General features: G+C 60.9%; 19 protein-coding genes. 14 read left to right on the top strand and 5 right to left on the bottom strand.

Annotated elements, in window-relative coordinates; all coding sequences use genetic code 11:
• From fliF to fliR, 13 genes are all read left to right on the top strand, one after another.
• Nucleotides 1–1,112 (top strand): flagellar basal-body MS-ring/collar protein FliF (gene fliF, locus VGU61_RS05890; RefSeq protein WP_326858174.1); only part of this gene is annotated, 1,112 nt, incomplete at its 5' end.
• Nucleotides 1,105–2,100 carry a flagellar motor switch protein FliG gene (gene fliG, locus VGU61_RS05885; RefSeq protein ID WP_326858173.1) on the top strand — a complete coding sequence of 332 codons (996 nt, stop codon included), beginning with the start codon at nucleotides 1,105–1,107 and terminating at the stop codon, nucleotides 2,098–2,100. The genes fliF and fliG, both read left to right, overlap by 8 nt.
• Before the next feature lie 151 nt (nucleotides 2,101–2,251).
• Nucleotides 2,252–2,902: a flagellar assembly protein FliH gene (locus tag VGU61_RS05880; RefSeq protein WP_326858172.1), complete on the top strand. Its 651-nt coding sequence runs from the start codon at nucleotides 2,252–2,254 to the stop codon at nucleotides 2,900–2,902.
• Nucleotides 2,899–4,305, top strand: a complete 1,407-nt coding sequence (gene fliI, locus VGU61_RS05875; protein WP_326858171.1) for a flagellar protein export ATPase FliI — start codon at nucleotides 2,899–2,901, stop codon at nucleotides 4,303–4,305. The genes VGU61_RS05880 and fliI overlap by 4 nt, the downstream gene beginning before the upstream one ends.
• Nucleotides 4,306–4,338: 33 nt before the next feature.
• On the top strand, nucleotides 4,339–4,779 hold the full coding sequence (gene fliJ, locus VGU61_RS05870; protein ID WP_326858170.1) for a flagellar export protein FliJ: 441 nt from the start codon (nucleotides 4,339–4,341) through the stop codon (nucleotides 4,777–4,779).
• A gap of 20 nt (nucleotides 4,780–4,799) precedes the next feature.
• Complete coding sequence (locus VGU61_RS05865; protein ID WP_326858169.1) at nucleotides 4,800–6,170, top strand: flagellar hook-length control protein FliK; 1,371 nt, start codon at nucleotides 4,800–4,802, stop codon at nucleotides 6,168–6,170.
• 170 nt (nucleotides 6,171–6,340) lie between these two features.
• Nucleotides 6,341–6,880, top strand: coding sequence for a flagellar basal body-associated protein FliL (fliL, locus tag VGU61_RS05860; RefSeq protein WP_326858168.1), 540 nt, complete (start codon nucleotides 6,341–6,343; stop codon nucleotides 6,878–6,880).
• Nucleotides 6,881–6,884: 4 nt separating this feature from the next.
• On the top strand, nucleotides 6,885–7,877 hold the full coding sequence (fliM, locus tag VGU61_RS05855) for a flagellar motor switch protein FliM (protein ID WP_326858167.1): 993 nt from the start codon (nucleotides 6,885–6,887) through the stop codon (nucleotides 7,875–7,877).
• Between the two features lies 1 nt (nucleotide 7,878).
• Nucleotides 7,879–8,301, top strand: a complete 423-nt coding sequence (fliN, locus tag VGU61_RS05850) for a flagellar motor switch protein FliN (RefSeq protein ID WP_326858166.1) — start codon at nucleotides 7,879–7,881, stop codon at nucleotides 8,299–8,301.
• Nucleotides 8,298–8,717, top strand: coding sequence for a flagellar biosynthetic protein FliO (gene fliO, locus VGU61_RS05845; protein WP_326858165.1), 420 nt, complete (start codon nucleotides 8,298–8,300; stop codon nucleotides 8,715–8,717). The genes fliN and fliO overlap by 4 nt, the downstream gene beginning before the upstream one ends.
• Nucleotides 8,704–9,474 carry a flagellar type III secretion system pore protein FliP gene (gene fliP / locus VGU61_RS05840; RefSeq protein WP_414691603.1) on the top strand — a complete coding sequence of 257 codons (771 nt, stop codon included), beginning with the start codon at nucleotides 8,704–8,706 and terminating at the stop codon, nucleotides 9,472–9,474. Before fliO ends, fliP begins: the two co-directional genes overlap by 14 nt.
• Before the next feature lie 9 nt (nucleotides 9,475–9,483).
• Nucleotides 9,484–9,753 (top strand): flagellar biosynthesis protein FliQ, encoded by a 270-nt coding sequence (gene fliQ / locus VGU61_RS05835; RefSeq protein WP_326858164.1) that lies wholly within the window; start codon nucleotides 9,484–9,486, stop codon nucleotides 9,751–9,753.
• Nucleotides 9,754–9,860: 107 nt separating this feature from the next.
• Nucleotides 9,861–10,643, top strand: a complete 783-nt coding sequence (gene fliR / locus VGU61_RS05830; protein ID WP_326858163.1) for a flagellar biosynthetic protein FliR — start codon at nucleotides 9,861–9,863, stop codon at nucleotides 10,641–10,643.
• Between the two features lie 716 nt (nucleotides 10,644–11,359).
• Here the strand turns inward: fliR and VGU61_RS05825 are convergent.
• The 5 genes from VGU61_RS05825 to VGU61_RS05805 form a co-directional block, all read right to left on the bottom strand.
• Nucleotides 11,360–12,868 (bottom strand): tripartite tricarboxylate transporter permease, encoded by a 1,509-nt coding sequence (locus tag VGU61_RS05825; protein ID WP_326858162.1) that lies wholly within the window; start codon nucleotides 12,866–12,868, stop codon nucleotides 11,360–11,362.
• 16 nt (nucleotides 12,869–12,884) lie between these two features.
• Nucleotides 12,885–13,499 carry a tripartite tricarboxylate transporter TctB family protein gene (locus VGU61_RS05820; protein ID WP_326858161.1) on the bottom strand — a complete coding sequence of 205 codons (615 nt, stop codon included), beginning with the start codon at nucleotides 13,497–13,499 and terminating at the stop codon, nucleotides 12,885–12,887.
• A gap of 376 nt (nucleotides 13,500–13,875) precedes the next feature.
• Complete coding sequence (locus VGU61_RS05815; RefSeq protein ID WP_326858160.1) at nucleotides 13,876–14,853, bottom strand: tripartite tricarboxylate transporter substrate binding protein; 978 nt, start codon at nucleotides 14,851–14,853, stop codon at nucleotides 13,876–13,878.
• Nucleotides 14,840–15,055, bottom strand: a complete 216-nt coding sequence (locus VGU61_RS05810) for a hypothetical protein (protein WP_326858159.1) — start codon at nucleotides 15,053–15,055, stop codon at nucleotides 14,840–14,842. Before VGU61_RS05810 ends, VGU61_RS05815 begins: the two co-directional genes overlap by 14 nt.
• A 71-nt stretch (nucleotides 15,056–15,126) precedes the next feature.
• Nucleotides 15,127–17,532 carry a DUF6351 family protein gene (locus VGU61_RS05805; RefSeq protein ID WP_326858158.1) on the bottom strand — a complete coding sequence of 802 codons (2,406 nt, stop codon included), beginning with the start codon at nucleotides 17,530–17,532 and terminating at the stop codon, nucleotides 15,127–15,129.
• Between the two features lie 466 nt (nucleotides 17,533–17,998).
• Here VGU61_RS05805 and VGU61_RS05800 point away from each other — a divergent pair.
• On the top strand, nucleotides 17,999–18,276 hold a 278-nt coding region (locus tag VGU61_RS05800), incomplete at its 3' end, for a 2-dehydropantoate 2-reductase (RefSeq protein WP_326858157.1).

The following is an 18,276-nucleotide window of genomic DNA, read 5'->3' as shown; positions in this document are numbered from 1 at the left end:
CCGGCCGAACGATGGACCCGCAACAGGTCAGCGCCATCGTGCATCTGGTGGCCAGCAGCGTCCCCGACCTGCCGATCAAGAATGTCACGGTCGTGGACCAGAACGGCAACCTGCTGTCGGACGCCGGCAGGAACGCCGCCGGCAACACGCTCGATCCGAGCCAGCTGAAGTATGTCGACGAGCTGCAACAAAGCATCGTCAAGCGCATCGAGTCGATCCTTACACCCATTCTCGGTCCGGGCAACGTCCGCGCCGAAGCCACTGCGGACATCGATTTCTCGCACAGCGAGCAGGCGGCGGAAGTCTATAAGCCCAATCAGACACCGGCCACTTCCGCGATACGCAGCCAGCAAAGCAGCGAATCGATCAATGGCAATGGTGCCACCGCTTCCGGAGTGCCGGGCGCGCTGTCGAACCAGCCGCCTGCCCCGGCAACCGCGCCGCTTACTGCGCCCGCTGCCGGAGCGGCGGGCACCCCGGGTACCGCGCCAGGCGCCGCGCCGACTGCCGTTCAGAAAGACATGACCGTCAACTATGAAGTTGACAAGACCGTGCGCTATGTTCAGCAGCCGATGGGCGGCGTCAAGCGCTTGTCGGTTGCCGTGGTCGTCAATTACAAGAAGGAAGTCGACAAGGCCGGCAAGGTCACCATGAAGCCGCTGTCGGAGGCCGAGAAGACCCAGATCACCGACCTCGTCAGGGAAGCGATGGGATTCAACAAGGACCGCGGCGACAGCCTGAACGTGGTGAACAGCCCGTTCGCGCAGCCGGTGAAGGAAGCCATTGTCGAACCGCCGATCTGGAAACAGCCCGGCATGCAGGACCTGGCGCTGACGGTAGGCAAATACCTGGTTGCGGGACTGGTGCTGCTGTACCTGTTCTTCAAGGTGTTGAAGCCCCTGCTCGCCCGCATCGGCGGCGAACTGATGCCACCGCCGCCGCAGGCACTCCCGGAACCGGATGATGTCGTGGTGGAGCTGTCGCACGACACCGAGCCGATGGGAACCCGCCCGCGCACCTACCAGGACAACCTGGATGCGGCGAAGACGCTGGCGAGGAACGATCCGAAAATGGTGGCCAACGTAGTGAAGGCGTGGGTGGGAAATGAGTGAAGACGGCGTTATGAAAGGCGCCATCCTCATGCTCGCATTGGGCGAGGAGGAGGCAGCCGAAGTCATGAAATATCTGGGTCCCCGCGAGGTCCAGCGGCTGGGTGCGGCCATGTCCGGCATGAAGGCCGTTCCGAGCGAGCAGCTCGAAGCGGTGCTGGACGATTTTCGCACCGAGACCGAGCAGAACACATCGCTGGGCGTCGATTCCGACGAATATATCCGTACCGTGCTGACCAAGGCGCTCGGCGAGGACAAGGCGGCATCGCTGCTGAGCCGCATTCTCGGCACGCGCGACGCGAGCGGCATCGAAAGCCTGAAATGGATGGATGCGCAATCGGTGGCCGACCTGATCCGCAACGAGCATCCGCAGATCATCGCCACCATCCTGGTTCACCTGGAGCGATACCACGCCTGCGAGGTGCTCACCTATTTCACGGAGCGCCTGCGCAACGACGTGGTGCTGCGCATCGCGACGCTGGACGGCATCCAGCCTACCGCGCTGCGGGAATTGAACGAGGTGCTGACCAAGCTCCTGACCGGCAACGAGAACCTGAAGAAGAAGCCGATTGGTGGCGTGCGTGCCGCCGCCGAAATTCTCAACTTCCTGTCGGGCGAACTCGAGACGTCGGTGATGGACAACCTGAAGAACTACGACAACGACATGGCCCAGAAGATCATGGACGAGATGTTCGTGTTCGAGAACATCATTGACATCGACGATCGCGGCATCCAGTTGCTGCTGCGCGAAGTGCAGTCGGAATCGTTGATCATCGCACTCAAGGGCGCGGGTCAGGATCTGCGGGAGAAGATCTTCAAGAACATGTCGCAGCGGGCTGCGGAGATGATGCGCGAGGACCTGGAGTCGAAAGGTCCGGTGCGGTTGTCCGAAGTGGAAGCGCAGCAGAAAGAGATTCTGCAGATCGTACGGCGCCTGGCGGACGAGGGGCAGATCCTGTTGGGAGCGAAGGGGGATGATGCGTTTATCTGATCGGCTGTGCGTGAATCGCTTTTGCTTCAACAAACATATTGGAAAGGTCCGTCCCCTCTCAAGGGGAAGGAGCCGTCCGCGATAGCTTTGAAAGACCGGGTGTTTTCCTTCCAAGAGCGCAAACCTTGATACTTAAAATCGACTCACTCCAATGACCTCCAACGTCCTCCCCAAAGAACAGATGTCCGCCTACCAGCGCTGGGAACTGGCATCCTTCGGCGACGAACGTCCTGCCGCGACGAAGGAATCCGCCGCCGAGGCCGAACGCAGGAACGCCGAGCAACTTGCGCTGATGCGGGAGCAGGCAAGGCTGGAAGGCTACGCCGCCGGCCTGGAACAGGGTCGGGTCCAGGCGCTGGCAGAAGGACGTGCCGCCGCTGCACAGGATATCGAGCATCTGCGCCGTATCGCGGAAACGTTCGGGATGGAAGTCGCGCAGGCAAACGAGCTGATCGCCGTCGACATGCTGGACCTTGCGCTGGACCTGTCGAAGGCTATGTTGAAGACTGCTCTTGCCGTCCGCCCGCAACTGGTGCTGCCGGTGGTCAGCGAAGCGATCCGCTACCTGCCGACGCTGCAGCAACCCGCCCTGCTGTTCCTGCATCCGGACGATGCCACGCTTGTGCGCAGCCATATGGAAGATGAACTGTCAAAGGCCGGTTGGCGCGTCGCGGACGATGCGCATCTCGACCGTGGCGGTTGCCGCGTGGAGACCGCCAGCAATCAGATCGACGCTTCCGCGCCGACACGGTGGCAGCGCATCGCCGCCGCCCTCGGCAAGGAATCGGACTGGCTCGAATGAACGCACTTCATTCCAACAGCAACCGCTGGCAAGCCTACCTGAGGGATTGCAGCGCACTGGCATCGATTGCCGAACCCATGCTGGTTTCGGGGCGGGTAACCCGCGTCGCGGGCCTCGTCATGGAAGCGGTTGGCCTGAAGCTGGCGGTCGGCAGCGCCTGCACCGTACCGCTCCCCAATGGCGCCCGCATCGAGGCGGAAGTCGTCGGCTTCCAGGATGACAAGCTCTTCCTGATGCCGCAGAGCGATGTCGATGGTATCGTCCCGGGCACACGGGTTTATCCGGTGGAAGTCGTGCAAAGCCTGCCGAAGCCGGGCACCGTCAGTCATCCTCGCCGCCGTCCGAGCGACCGGGGCCGCCATCTTCCGGTAGGCGATGAATTGCTCGGCCGGGTGCTGGATGGGGCCGGGCGTCCGCTCGATACGCTCGGGCCGTTAAATGCGGCACATGCCGCGCCGCTGAACGTGCGCGCGGCTAATCCGCTCTCGCGTGCTCCAATTACCGAAACGCTGGATGTCGGCGTGCGGGCGATCAACAGCATGCTGACCGTCGGCCGGGGCCAGCGCATGGGCCTGTTCGCGGGCTCCGGTGTCGGCAAGAGCGTCCTGCTCGGCATGATGGCGCGCTATACCGCCGCCGACGTGATCGTGGTCGGTCTCATCGGCGAACGGGGGCGCGAGGTAAAGGAATTCATCGAACAAATCCTCGGCACGGTCGGACTCGCCCGCTCGGTGGTGGTCGCCGCGCCGGCCGATACGCCGCCGCTGATGCGGCTCCAGGGCGCGGCTTATACCCATGCAATCGCCGAACATTTCCGCGACCAGGGCAGGAACGTATTGCTGATCATGGATTCGCTGACACGCTATGCGATGGCGCAGCGGGAAATCGCGCTGGCCATTGGCGAGCCGCCGGCGACCAAGGGATATCCGCCGTCGGTATTCGCCAAGCTGCCTACCCTGGTGGAGCGCGCCGGCAACGGCAAACCGGGCGGCGGTTCGATCACGGCGTTCTATACCGTGCTGACCGAAGGCGACGACCAGCAGGACCCGATCGCCGATTCCGCCCGCGCGATCCTCGACGGCCATATCGTTCTCAACCGTACCCTGGCCGAGGCCGGCCACTATCCGGCCATCGACATCGAGCAATCGATCAGCCGCGCCATGCACAACATCACCTCCCATGAGCACCAGAAAACCATGCGGCGGCTGAAACAGTTGTATTCCCGCTATCAGCGCAGCCGAGATCTGATCAGCGTCGGGGCCTACGCTGCCGGCACCGATCCGGTGCTGGACGAGGCAATCACGCTCATCGGCAGGATCGAGAAGTTTTTGCAGCAGGACATCACCGAACGGTCGGGCATAAACGAGAGTTTGGGGCAACTTGCCTCTCTATTCCAGCGATAGGATACCCGCGGCCGCCATTAACATGGATGCATTATGGCGATCAATCCAGCACTCGAAACCCTGATTGAACTGGCGACCGGCGAAACCGACGAAGCGGCCAAGCGGCTCGGCCGGGCAATCCGCGCCTGCGAGGACACCGAACAGAAGCTTGCCCTGCTTCTTCAATACCGGGATGACTACGCCGCCCGCTTCCAGTCCGGCATGGCGGCAGGTATCACGGCGGCGACATACCGCAATTTCCAGCTCTTCCTCGACAAGCTGGACACCGCCATCAGCGGCCAGGAGCAGATCGTCAACGAGGCGAAGCGGCGCATGAACGACGAGCGTACAGCCTGGCAGGAAAGCGAGCGCAAGCGCATGTCCTACGGCACCCTGGCAACGCGGGCGCAGAAAGAAGCGGAGCGCAAGGAAAACAAGCGTGACCAGAAGCTGATGGACGAATTCGCGAACCGGCAGTCCTATTACAAACGTTAAATCCAGAGACGGCGGCAACCATGCAAACACCCCCAATCATCAATCCGGTCAACGTCGCTTCGTCGCCGGCACCGGTAAAACAGGCCGACAAGAACGGCGGTGAATCCTCGTTCGGACAGACGCTCTCGCGTGAAATCGCAGGACGGAATAGCGCAGCGGAAACGCCCAAGCCGGTGAAGGAGAACAAGCCCACGGCGACTGCGAAGGCGGCGAAGGAAAAACAGACTGAAAAAGCCGCCGAGAAGTCCACGGCCCCCTCGAAAAGTGACACCGCTTCGGCAACGGATGCCGCAAAAACCGGCAGCGAGCACAAAGACGTAAAAGAAGTAAAGGACGTTAAGGTTTCGCTTAGCCTGAAGGACATCAAGGATGCAAAAAAAGCAAAGCTGGAGGATACCGGGATCTCCACGGCTTCCACTGCGTCCGACAATATGCTGGCCCTGGTGGCCGGAGCAGGCCAGATCATCTCCGCCGCGACGCCCGCCAAGCTTGATGCGGAGCCCCAACCGGACGACATCACCGGCGCCCCGTCCGACAACGCCTCCCTGCCCGCAATTATCGCGGCTGCGGTTCAGGCCGCACCGATGGCAATGGCAACGGACAGGCGTCCATCCATCGATGCCGCAAAGCTGCCCGCAGACGCAGCGACACAACCGGACGCGGCACTTGGGAAAACCGCCGCAATGAAGCCGGAGATACTTGCCGATGCTGCACGCCATGCAGGCGAAAAACCGGCCATGGAAAGCAGGAATGGCACCGATACCGGCGCGCAGGCTTTCGCCCAGGAACTCGCCGCAGCAACTTCCGCAGCGCCGGCGACGGCCTCGCCCTCAACGGATGTCGCTGCAAAAATGCAGGAAGTACTACCCGGCTTGACCGGCGCCGCCCCGGCAACCATGCAGCCGATACAGCAGCAAGCCTTGCAAGGCGTGCAAACGGCAGGCCCGCAGTCCGAGAAACTCACGCCGCCGGTAGGATCGCCGGCATGGGATCAGGCGCTGGGCCAGAAGGTGGTGTGGATGGTGGCCGGCGAGCAGCAGAGCGCATCGCTCACCCTGAATCCGCCGGACCTCGGTCCGTTGCAGGTGGTTCTCAATGTGTCCAATTCCCAGGCCAACGCGACCTTCATATCGGCGCAGCCCGAGGTGCGGCAAGCCCTGGAAGCCGCGATGCCAAAGCTGCGCGAGATGCTGGGCGAAGCGGGCATCCAGCTTGGCCAATCCAGCGTCAATGCGGGCACCCCGAACCAGCACGGCAATTTCGCCGATCAGCATGCGCCGGCCTCCCGTCATGATGGCCGGTTAACGGCGGGCGGCGACACTTCCGCGCCCGCTACTGCTCGTGTCATTCCAGCCACGCTCAGACAGGGGTTGGTCGATACCTTCGCATAGCCCGCCGTCCGGCGCGGTTGCCATTGTCCTTACGATGATATGCGCCGGCTTCCTCCTTCTTTTCGACGCATTCCGGCAGGTGCTTCTTGCAGATAATGAAATCGGAATGCATCCAATACGAGCGGGCCTGATCTTCCCGGCCCGCCCGGAGCGAAACAAGAGGAAATGAAATGGCAACAGCTCCCAAGGCAGCGCCGAAAGCAGTGCCCAAGGTCGTACCGATCGACGATACCGCCGCGGCCGCGCAGGCGCCGAAGAAGTCCCGTAAAACATTGATCATCGGCGGCGTGCTGATGCTGGTGACGGCAGCCGCCGCCGGCGGCGGCGCATACTGGTTCATGGGCAAGGACGCCGGCGACAAGGCCGCCGCGCCAAAAGTCGAAGCGGCAAAACCGCCGGTATTCGTTGTGCTCGATTCCTTCACGGTCAACCTGCAGCCCGATGATGGCGTCGACCAGTATCTGCAGCTGGCCTTCAGCCTGCAGGTTGCCGACCAGTCCACCGTCGACCAGATCAAGCTGTACATGCCGCAGGTGCGCAGCCGGCTCCTGTTGCTCCTGTCGAGCAAGAAGGCGTCCGAACTGCTCACCGTGGAAGGCAAGAAGAAACTATCGGAGGACATCATCGCCCAGGTCAAGCAACCGTTCACGCCGCAGGGAAAACCGCAGGATGTGACCGGCGTCTTCTTCACCTCCTTCGTCATCCAGTAGCACCATGGCCGAGAACTTTCTTTCCCAGGAAGAAGTCGATGCCCTGCTCAAGGGCGTCACCGGGGACCAGGACGAATCCCTGGCCCAGGAGGACAGTTCCGGTGTCCGTCCGTACAACCTGGCCACCCAGGAACGTATCGTGCGCGGGCGCATGCCGACGCTCGAGATCATCAATGAACGCTTTGCCCGTCTTTTACGCATCGGCCTGTTCAATTTCCTGCATCGCAGCGCGGAAGTGTCGATCGGCCCGGTGCGCGTGCACAAGTACAGCGAATTCATCCGCAACCTCGTCGTCCCTACCAATCTGAACCTGGTGCACATGAAGCCCCTGCGCGGAACGGCGCTGATGGTCTTCGATCCGAACCTGGTTTTCCTGTTGGTGGACAACCTTTTCGGCGGCGATGGACGCTTTCATACCCGCGTCGAAGGACGCGATTTCACCCAGACAGAGCAGCGCATCATCCAGCGCATTCTGGGCATCGTGTTCGAAACTTATGCGAAGTCATGGGAGCCGGTGTATCCGATCGAGTTCGAATATGTCCGTTCCGAAATGAATACGCAGTTCGCCAACATCGCTACCCCGAATGAAGTCGTGGTAGCCACCACCTTCACCATCGAACTGGGGCCGGTGAGTGGTGAAATGCATTTCTGCGTACCTTATTCGATGATCGAGCCGATCCGCGACTTGCTCACCAGCAGCCTGCAGGGCGAGACGCTGGAGATGGACAAGCGCTGGATCCGCCTGATGACACAGCAGATCCAGACGGCGGAAGTGGAAATCGTCGTCGATCTGGGCACCGCCCGGGCGACGCTCGGCGAAGTCCTCAACATGAAGGCCGGCGACATTCTTCCTCTTGCAGTGCCGGCCATGGTGGAAGCCAAGGTCGACGGCGTGCCGGTGATGGAATGCAGCTACGGCAAATTCAACGGCCAGTACGCGCTGCGCGTCGAAAAGCTGCTGACCTACAGTACCAACGAAACTACGCAAGGAGATTGACATGGCTGACGACACCACAAGCCAGAGCGCCATGGACGACGATTGGGGCGCCGCGATTGCCGAACAGGCACAGGCGGAAGCCGCCGCCGCGATGGCGATGCAGGAAGCCAAACCCAATGTATTCCAGGATTTTGCCAGTGCCGGCGTCAAGACCGGCACCCACAACGATATCGACTTCATCCTCGACATCCCGGTTCAGCTGACGGTGGAACTCGGCCGCACCAAGATCGCCATCAAGAACCTGCTGCAGCTTGCGCAGGGGTCGGTGGTGGAGCTTGACGGTCTGGCCGGCGAACCGATGGACGTGCTGGTCAACGGCTGCCTGATCGCCCAGGGCGAAGTCGTGGTGGTGAACGACAAGTTCGGTATCCGCCTGACCGACATCATCACGCCATCCGAGCGTATCAGGAAACTCAACAAATGATGCGCCGAGCGTTGCCCTGGGCCGCACTTCTGCCGGTCACGGCGCAGGCGGCTGCTCAAGCAGCGGAAAACCCTGCTCCGGCAAGCAGCCTGTTCCAGTTGCTGTTCGGCCTGATCGCGGTGCTCGGGCTGATGGGCGGCGCCGCCTGGCTGCTCAAGCGGCTCGGCGTCGCCAGGTCGATCGCCGGTGCGCCACTCAAGGTCGTCGGCGGCATCAGCGTCGGCGGCCGCGAGCGCATCCTCGTCGTCGAGGTTGCCGACCAGTGGATCGTGGTCGGTGTCGCACCCGGGCGCGTGAACACACTGTCGACCATGCCGCGCCAGGAAGCGCAGGCATCGGTTTCCGCCACCCCCGATCCTGCCAATTTCTCATCCTGGCTCAAGCAAACGATTGAAAAGCGAAATGGCAACCGGTAGAAAAACATCAACGGCAGCTGCGCTTCTGCGCCTGCTGCCTATCGCCCTGCTCGCCCTGCCACTGATGGTACACGCCCAGCAATCCGGCATTCCCGCATTCACCAGCACGCCGGCCGCCGGCGGCGGGCAGACCTATTCGCTCAGCCTGCAGACGCTGCTGTTCCTTACCGCCCTATCCTTTCTGCCGGCGGTGCTGTTGATGATGACCAGCTTCACGCGCATAATCATCGTGCTGTCTCTTCTGCGGCAGGCGCTCGGCACCCAGACCGCGCCACCGAACCAGGTACTGGTCGGCCTTGCCCTGTTCCTGACGCTCTTCGTCATGGGGCCGGTGATGGATCGCATCTATGCCGACGCCTACCAGCCGCTGTCGGAAAACAAGATCACGATGCAACAGGCGCTGGAGCGCGGCGCCGCGCCGCTGAAGGAATTCATGATGAAGCAGACACGCCAGGCCGACCTCGCGCTGTATGTAAAACTGTCCAACGGACCGCAGCTCAACGGCCCGGAAGATGTGCCATTGCGTGTGTTGATTCCGGCGTTCATCACCAGCGAACTCAAGACTGCATTCCAGATCAGCTTTGCGATCTTCATTCCCTTCCTGATCATCGACATGGTAGTCGCCAGCATCCTGATGTCGATGGGCATGATGATGATGTCGCCGGCGATCGTCGCGCTGCCGTTCAAGCTGATGCTGTTCGTGCTGGTCGATGGGTGGCAGCTGCTGATCGGCTCGCTGGCCCAAAGTTTTTACTGAGGATTACCGATGACTCCCGAAAGCGTAATGACTCTTGGCCGCCATGCGATGGAAGTGACGCTGATGGTATCGGCGCCGATGTTGCTCGTGGCGCTAGTCGTCGGCCTGGTGGTCAGCATTTTCCAGGCTGCGACCCAGATCAATGAAACGACCTTGTCCTTCATCCCGAAGCTGGTCGGCATCTTCATCGCCATGGTGGTCGCCGGGCCGTGGATGCTCTCCATCATGCTGGATTACATGCGGGAGATGTTCTCGAGCATTCCGCTGATGGTGGGATGACGGCAGCACTGTGCACGGCATGGGGCGTTCAAGCGTTCCCCCTGCCTGCGGCTGCTCTCTTTGCACGCGCCGATCCGGACGAGGCATAGACAGATCCGGTTTTCCCCATGATCACTTTCTCCAGCGCCGAGCTCTACACTTGGGTCACGTCCTTCCTCTGGCCGCTGACCCGCATCCTCGGTCTTGTTGCCGCCGCCCCGCTGTTCGGCAATCGCAGTGTCCCGGTGCGGGTGAAAGTCGGCCTCGGCGTTGCCCTGTCGCTGATTGTCGCGCCGGTGGTCCCGGCGGTACCCGCAATGGACCCGATGTCGATGCAGGGCATGCTCATCGTCGCGCAGCAGTTGGTCATCGGACTGGCGATGGGATTCGCGATGCGGATCGTCTTTGCCGCCGTCGAAATGGCCGGTGAAATCACCGGCCTGACCATGGGCTTCGGCTTTGCCATCTTCTTCGACCCGCAAACACGAGGCCGATCATCCGCGATCAGCCAGTTCCTCGCGCTGCTGATGCTGATGCTGTTCCTCAGCACCAACATGCACCTGATGCTGCTGGCAACGCTCGTCGAAACCTTTACCGTGCTGCCGATATCGGCAAGCTCGCTCAACGGCGAAGGCTTCCGGCAGCTGGCGAACTGGGGCGGCCTCATCTTCAGCGCCGGCGTTCAGCTATCGCTGCCGCTGGTCGGCGTGCTGCTGCTGACCAACATCGCGCTAGGCGTCCTTACCCGCGCCGCGCCGCAACTCAACCTGTTCGGTATCGGCTTTCCGATCACGCTGGGCGTCGGATTCATCATGCTGGCCCTGGTGGTGCCGTCGCTTGCAACGCCGCTGACGAGGCTGTTTCAGGATGGGCTGGAGGTAATGCGGCAGATTGCCGTGGCGGCGCGATAGGACTTTGGAAGATACGAATTGCATGCAGCGCCTTTTTATAAGCCGGAGCGGTATATTCAATGCCGCTCATTGGCGTAAAACTCTCCTTGAAGGGGGAGAGAATTACCATGTCCTCCTTGCTAACATCGTTGGTTCGATCACTGTTCCTGCTTGTGCTTGCAAAGTAAAGTATGGAGGATTCCCTCCCCAAGGGGAGGGTTAGGGTGGGGATGGGTTGGCTGTTTTCCCCTTTTAGCGACGCCAAAAGTGACGCGGTCAAAACGGATTAAGAAGTGAAACCTGTCTGAGCCGCAGGCGTGTTTGTTTCACTTCCCGTTTTGACCGGGGCACTTTTGGGCACCCGCGCAGCGGGCGGCGATAACGGTTCGCTGGAGCGGTGCTCCAGCCCTTTCTTTACTTACTTTCTTTGGTGAAGCACAGAAAGTAAGTGGCCTGCCGGGGCCAGTCCCGGCTTGTCTCTCCGGAGAACAGAAAGCGTTGCTTTAACAGAGAGACTCCGTCGCTCTAGATTCCCGCCTCCGCGGGAATGACAAGGTAATACTTTTTCGGGCGGACAGCATGCTGTCCGAAATCCCTCCGCGAAAATGACAGGCTGATGGATTACCGAAGATGCTCCGTCATTCTGGATTCACTCGCACAACCGTACGCAATCATCGCACAACAAAAAGGCGTGCAGATCACTCCGCACGCCCTTCTCTCATCCACCTGGACTACCCCTACTCCTCGACGAAAGTTTCTTCCCTCTTCTTCGAAATCGCCGGAATCGAAATAACCACAATCAGCGCCAGCGCCGCCAGCAGCATCCCCAACGACAGCGGCCGCGTGAAGAACACCGTCGGATCACCCTGTGACAGCAGCATCGCGCGCCGCAGGTTCTCCTCCATCATCGGCCCCAGGATGAAGCCCAGCAGCAGCGGCGCCGCCTCGCATCCGAACTTGATGAACACGATACCCAGCACACCAAACATCACGGTGATCAGTACATCGAAGGAGTTGTTATTAACAGTGAACACGCCGATCGAACAAAACATCAGGATCGCGGGATAGAGGATGCGGTAAGGCACCTTCAGCAGCTGCACCCAGATGCCGATCAGCGGCAGGTTGAGAATCACCAGCATCAGGTTGCCGATCCACATCGACGCGATCATGCCCCAGAAAAGACTCGGATTGCTGGTCATGACCTGCGGACCGGGCTGGATGTTGTGCACCATCATCGCACCGACCATCAGCGCCATCACGGCATTGGGGGGAATGCCCAGCGTCAGCAAGGGAATGAACGACGTCTGGGCGCCGGCATTGTTGGCGGACTCCGGTCCTGCAACGCCGCGGATATTGCCCTGGCCGAACGGCACGGTCGGGTTTTTGGTCAGCTTCTTCTCGATCGTATAGGAGGCGAACGATGCCAGCAGCGCACCGCCGCCGGGAAGAATGCCGAGCGCCGTACCGAGTCCGGTGCCCCGCAGCACGGCAGGCAGCGCTTCCTTGAAATCGCTCCAGCTCAGAAGGAGTCCTTCCACCTTGCTGGTAAACACTTCGCGCTTTTCTTTCAGATCGACGTTGACCATGATTTCGGCGAACGCGAATACGCCCATCGCGATCGCGATGAAGCCGATGCCGTCGGACAGTTCGGGGATGTCGAAACCGAAACGGGCGATGCCGCTGTTGACGTCGGTACCGACCATGCCCATCAGCAGGCCGAGCACGATCATGCAGATCGCCTTGAGCAACGAGCCCGAAGCCAGCACCACCGCGCCGATCAGGCCAAGCACCATCAGCGAAAAGTATTCGGCCGGACCGAACTGGATCGCCATCTCGGCCAGCGGCGCCGCGAAGGCGGCAAGGACCAGCGTACCGAAGCAGCCGGCGATGAAGGAACCAAGCGCCGCCACCGATAGTGCCGCACCCGCCCTGCCCCGCCGCGCCATCTGGTGACCGTCCAGCATGGTCACCACCGAAGATGCCTCGCCGGGCAGATTGACGAGAATCGCGGTGGTGGAGCCACCATATTGGGCGCCGTAATAAATCCCGGCCAGCATGATGAGCGCTGATACCGGCGGCAGCACATAGGTTGCCGGGAGCAGCATGGCGATGGTGGCGATCGGCCCAATGCCGGGCAGTACGCCGATCAGCGTGCCGAGCACGCAGCCGATGAAGCAGTACATCAGGTTTTGCAGCGTGAACGCGGTCGCAAAACCCAGGCTCAGATTGTCGAATAGGACTTCCATGTCGGGTCTCGCTTTCTTATCGTGGTTCGGCGGGGCGGAACATGCTCTGGAGCTCGAGCATGTCAGGCCAGATCGGCATCTGAAGATTCAAGCCGTAGATAAACACCCCGATCCCGAGAAGGCTTAGAAACACAACGCTCGCTGCAACTTCCTTGGCCTTCGCTTCATGACTTGCCAGCGACGCGATGACGATCAGCAAGGTGACGCACACGACCAGTCCGAGCCCTTTGACCAGCAATCCGAATAAGGTGACAGCCCCGAGAACCAGGCCCATCGTCCTGAGTCCGATCAGAAAGGCGAATACGCAGCCTGCAACAATGCCGACCGACAGGGATGCACGCGGCGTCAACCCGAAGAAGGTGGTGATAACGGTGAAAACGATCATGCCGATGAACACAATAAGGGGCTTGAGCGACACCTTGCCCGATGTGTCCGCGGTTGCGCCAAGGCCCTTGAACAGGACGAGCGCGCCAAGTACGGTAAGCAGGCCGCCGAGATAGAAGGGAAAAAAGCCGGGGCCCATGTCGGCGGCGGTGCCGATGTTGTAACTCCGCGAGAGGTACATGGCGGCGGTGCCGAAGCATACAAACATCAGCCCGGCGTAGAAGTCCTGGTAATTCTTGATTTTCATCCTGTTCTCCTCTTCAATTCATGCCCGGCCCTGCCGGAACGGCGGCATGTTTGAAGAACTGTTACGTGTTGAGCGCTGTCCTCACCTTCATTTGCACGACGCAAGCCAGCGCAAGGCTGCGTCAAGCAATTTGCTGCGATGGAATCGAAAGCCAGCCGGATGCAAGCATAGCCCGTGCCGTGCGGCGCGGAATCCATGCTTAAGCGAAGCACGCGTGAAACACGCAAGCGTTGGCCGTCCCAGTCAGCGGCCTGCGGTGAATGAGCGGCAGCTCATTCCCGAAGCATCATTATTGTTGTGCGGCACTACAATGCCGGGAAGGCTTGTGTGCGATTGCACATCCACCCTCCCGGTGCTCGGGCGAAACGCCGAAACGTCAGGCCCGATTCAGGCCGAGGCTCTGAATCGTCTGCTTTTCTTCCTCGAAAGTATCCTTGGCAAACTTCGTGTACTGCTCGGTATCCATATAGATCACAGGCTGATCGTACTTATTCAGCGTTGCGATCACTGCCGGGTCCTGCAAGGACTTCTGGAATGCGTCGTGGATACGCTTGACCAGCGCGGGGTCCATGCCTTTCGGGCCGCCGACGCCGAACGGCGAATCGGATACGGTCTGGTAGCCCAGTTCCTGCAAGGTAGGTACATTTGGCCAGCGAACGGTGCGCTTGCTGCCGTAGGTTGCCAGCAAACGGCAACGGCCGGCGTCGACGTGCGGACCCCAGCCTGTCGCATCGCTGTGCGCCATCACATGTCCACCGAGCACTGCCTGCATGCCGTCGGCATTGCCCTTGAACGGGATGTGCATCATCTTGATGCCGGCACGGCGGGCGAACTGTTCGACCACCAGGTGTGGCGTGGTGCCCGTGCCGGTAGAGCCGTACGTCAGCTTGCCCGGGTTGGCTTTCGCGTAGTCGACCAAATCCTTGATGCTCTTGATCGGCGAATCCGACCGCACAACGATGCCGAAGGTATAGCCGGTCAGACAAGCGATGTAGGTCAGATCCTTCATCGGATCGAATTGCACTTTCTGCATGTGTGGAATGCGGAAAATACCGAGCGGAAGCTGCGACAGCGTGTAACCGTCGGGGCGGGCATTGACGAGCTCGATGGCACCCAGCGTGCCGCCTGCGCCCGGCTTGTTCTCAACGATCATCGAACCGCCGAGGGCCTTGCCGGCGCTTTCAGCGAAGGCGCGCATGACGACGTCAGTGGAGCCCCCCGCCGGCCATGGGCAGATCAAGCGGATCGGACGGGACGGATAGGCTTGCTGTGCAATCGCCGGGAAGGCCAGGGTCGCGCTGGCGGCGGCCGAGGTTTTGAGGAAGTCACGTCGTGACAACTTATATTGAGTCATGGTTTTTGTCTCCTGCTTTGATGAACCGTTTTGCCTGCATTGAAAAGAATGCCGCACGAAGTTGCGCGTGCCGTGCGGGGTTGAGTGTGCCCGAAAATTCTCCGAGCGGCCAGTATGTTCGTTGAAAGACCATTGCCTTCAGGCACATCGCGGTGCGGCCGCATGTATCTTCCCGTACATCCGGTCGCAGCAATGCCGCCATGATTTGCTGCTCTTACTCATGTTTCGGGCCGCGCGGGAAACCCCGCGCGGCCCGAATTGCCTACTGCAACGTTACTGCGCTGCTGCTGTTGCGGTCGGTGCGGCCGGGATCGGCGTGCCGCCCGGACCCGCCGCGAATGTCAACGGCGAAACCGCATCCTGCTGACCAACGCCCGGCTTGCTCCAGTCGCAAACACCGCCTGGGAACACGGCCTGCAGCCTGCTCTGCTGCTCAGGCGTCAGCGTACGCGGTGCATATTCCGCGGCGTTGAACGGCTTGAGCTGGCATTTCAGGATGTTTTCCGACAACGGACCACCCGCAGCCTGACGCGGCGATGAAGCCGGCCGGAGGAACGAGTCGGCATCGCAGCGCGCCTTGTCGAACACCTTGGTGGTCTGGGTCGTGTCAGTGCTGAGGTAGCAGAAATCGCGTGCCTCGGCCGGCTTCGTCCTGGCCACTTTCTGTTCGATCGTGCCAGCCGCGTTGTCGGCCTTCAGCGCCGTCAGCCACTTGTCCATCGTGAGGAAGGAGTCCAGCGCGATTTCCGGCGACGGCGCATAGCCATTGCGGCCGAAGCGCCACATCACGTGGTTATCGAAGTTGCCGTTGGCCTGCTGGATGCGATCCCGCAACTGGAAGCTGCGCCATACGTGGTGGATGCCGGTCAGACCGTTGGTGCCGGTGGCATTAAGAGCCCGGTCCGGCAACGGCACGATGAGCGAATCATCCCAGCCGCGCAGATCGATGATCGCGGTCTTGGCCAGCTGCTTGCCGCTGGTGACAATACCTGCACGATAAGCGATCGCCAACGCTTCCGGGTCGGCGGTGCTGCGTGTCGGCACGTACTGCAGATCACGGTTTGTGCCGCCGATCCGCTCGTTCAGGGTGACGAACTCTTCCGCCGTGATCGCGCCGCTGATGAACGCTCTCAGGCCGTACTGCACACCGACGTTGTCGAGCGTGGAGCGGGCGAAGACCGTGCCCGGCACCCTGCCCCAGATCGCCACCGCATTGTCCTGCGCACCGCAACGAATGCCGTTCGGGTTGCTGACCGGGTCGTAGATCTGCGACGCAGGCAGCTGGCAGTTGTTGGTGGCAGTCGCCGCCTGGGTGATCGCGCCGGTCGCATTATCCGTCACCGTCCTGGCGAAGAAATTACCCGGGCGCGGATTGTTCGCGAACAGGTTGTTCCAGCCATGGCAGCCGGTCTGGTCGACGTGGCCGTTGATCGCCGCTTTCTTTGCGTTGATCTGCTCCTGGGTGTAGTTGGAGCTGGACATCAATGCCAGCCACTCCGGCTTCTGGTATGCCTCGACCAGCAGCGCGCAGTCCTGCACCTCGATACCGGTGGATTCCGAATCAGGATAGGTACAAGCCGGCTGGATGCCGTCCAGCAATCCGGGATTGATCGACGATGCGGTCAGCTGGTTGATCGAGCCGCCCGAGCATCCTGCGCCCATCGTGTACCGGATCGGACCGTAGTTCTCGGTGATGCGCTCCTTCATCATCATGACGGTTTCCGACATCTGCACCCGGTTCGAGTTGTACTGGGAGTCGGTCAGGCTGTTCATGACGACCATGAAGCCGCGCGACAAGGACTTGTCGTCGGTCCAGGAACCCTGCGGACGGAACTGGCGGCGAGGCTGGCCGGTGCTGGAACCAAACATGTACAGAACCTTGCCGTTCCAGGCTTGCTGCGGCGCGGTGCCTGTCCATGGCCGGGCCGGATCGAACAGAACCGCGATATCGTAAATGCCGCGATTGATCGTGCCGCGCTCGACGCGAACGATGTAGGGCACCTGCACGCCGGCATCGGTCGTGGTGTTCGCCAGATCGGCCGGTCTTGCGGCGGCGGGATCGTAAGGCTTGAAGCAGCCGTTGGCGGGCGGCGTCGCCGGCGGAGTGGGATCCGGCAGCGCGTTGACGCAACCGGCAGTAGTGGTCTTGTAGTACAGCTTGTACTCGGTGGCGATATTGCACTGCGCATCGGTCGCTGCGGTCGTCAGCCCGCTTCCGTTGGTCGCGGCAGTCGTCGCGGTCGCGGCCTGTGGGGTCGGCGTGGCGCAAATCCATGGCGTGACCTGAGGACCGGAAATGATCGGACCGCCGATCGGGAAATTCGTAACTTTCAAACTGGCGCCACGGGCGCCGGGCGCTGTTGCGGTAACGGTGTTTTCGCCATTCGCAAGACCGGTCACCAGGCCGGTAAACCGGCCATCGGCGCGGACTGCGAATGCGCTGGTAACGTCACGGCTGCCGACACTTACCCTGATACCGCTGGCAGCGACGCCGGCTGGTACGGTCACTTCCACCAGGGCGTCGCCTCCGCTGACCATGTCGGCGCGATTTGACAACGTCTTGACATCGAGTGCCGCGTTCGGCGTGCCGCCGTTGTCGTCATCTCCGCCGCATGCAACCAGCACCATGCAGGCTGCTGCTACCGGCAGAAGCCGGGAGCCGTATTGAATCAACCTCATTGTTTGTCTCCTGTGTTTTTGTCGCAGCCCGTCCTTGCGAGCCACCGTCGAACCGCATGCGCGGTCATCAAGTCACCACTTCATCCCGTTTTCACCTCCATCTACGTCAAAAGTCGAAAGTTATTGCGGTTGTTGAAACGTTGCTTAAACAAGAAGCCTTTACAATTCTGCATAGCGGAATTGAATTCCGTTATTTAAGGCAGTGTAGCGACTCATTCGGAGTATGTAAATGGCAAGCTCAAGCATATAGGAAATTTCCGGGGCTCAAGCACTCATGTACAGTGAAAAAATTGTTCAGTGCAGCATAGCGCTGATTTGCCGGTTGCCTTTGCACAGTAACCCGCAGTTAAATCCATGATTCAGCAGACGTTCGGTGGCCGTACTGCAATGCAGAACATTGTTCTGCTGTTATACTGGCTCGCTTCTGATTTATATCAACCCTTCAGCGGTTTCACAATTTCCTGTAATGAAGGAGGATTCAATCGTGTCGGACACTCATCTTTCCCAAAGCAGGATCCTGGTCATCGGCGCCGGCGCCATCGGCAGTTTTTATGGGGCTGCGCTCCAGGCACAGGGCGCGGACGTCTCGGTCGTATGCCGGACGGAATACGATATCGTCCGCAGCGCCGGATTTTCGATCGAGAGCAAGCGTCTCGGCGACCGCACCTTCATCCCGGCCCAGACCCTGCAATCGGTTGCCGACTATGCCGGCGGACCGCCGGACTACCTGATCGTCAGCGTCAA

The organism is Noviherbaspirillum sp. (genome assembly GCF_035944575.1).
Lineage (GTDB): Bacteria > Pseudomonadota > Gammaproteobacteria > Burkholderiales > Burkholderiaceae_D > Noviherbaspirillum.
The sequence above is the reverse complement of the archived record's forward strand: the minus strand, read 5'-3'. Positions and strand labels throughout refer to the sequence as shown.